The sequence below is a fragment of the Pseudomonas sp. P5_B2 genome (assembly GCF_056400445.1).
Window position 1 is genome coordinate 1 of record NZ_JBFULH010001216.1, and the last position, 851, is coordinate 851.

1 protein-coding gene is annotated in these 851 nt (G+C 54.5%); it reads left to right on the forward strand.

The genetic code is table 11. The features are described from left to right. Positions 1–647 (forward strand): SDR family oxidoreductase (locus AC1DRJ_RS30310; RefSeq protein WP_477805358.1); only part of this gene is annotated, 647 nt, incomplete at its 5' end. Positions 648–851: the final 204 nt, after the last annotated feature.

Below are 851 nucleotides of genomic sequence, written 5' to 3' on the forward strand. Positions count from 1 at the left end.
AGGCACTGCTGGATGAAATCACCCAAGCCAACCCTGGTATAGATTCGGTAGAAATCGACGTGAGTAACCCGGCGGAGATCGCCAGCGTCGCGGCAGATCTCATCCATAAGTACCCGGAATTGAATGTCGTCATCAATAACGCCGGCATCATGCCGTTCGACGATGTAACGGGCCCGCTCGACGATGCACAATCCACTTACCTGGTAGACACGAACCTGCTGGCACCGGTACGTATCAGTGGCGCGTTCATCGAACACCTGAAACGCCAACCACTGGCGTACATCATCAACAATAGCTCCACGGCTGCTTTTATTCCGATGGCAATGTTCGCGCTCTATTCCGCGACCAAAGCCGCCATCCACTCTTATTCGCTTTCCCAACGCTTCGCGTTGCGCAACACCAGCGTGCACGTCCTGGAAATTGCGCCACCTTGGGTTGATACCGACCTCGTTTATAAAAGCGGTGACGAACGCGCCTTGCAACTGGAGCCCTTCATCGAGCAAACGATGGCGTTGCTGGAGACTGCGACAACCGAGGTCGTCGTTGATGCTGGCCGCCAACTGCGCAATAGCGCAGGCCCGGGCGAACACGATGTCGTGAACTATCTCAACCAAATGTTCATTGACCATCCACTTCCGAAACCTTGACCTCGGGTCGGCAGGCCATCAAGCCATCGATGGCCTGCTGATTGCGCCAACGTCAACATTCCACGCGGGAAATTTTACCTTGAGTCTTTTTAACGATTTCAAACTGGGCGACCTGGTTCTGAAGAACCGCTTCGTCATGGGCCCGATGACACGCTCCCGTGCTTTTCAAGACATCGCCACTGAACAAACGGCGCTGTACTACAC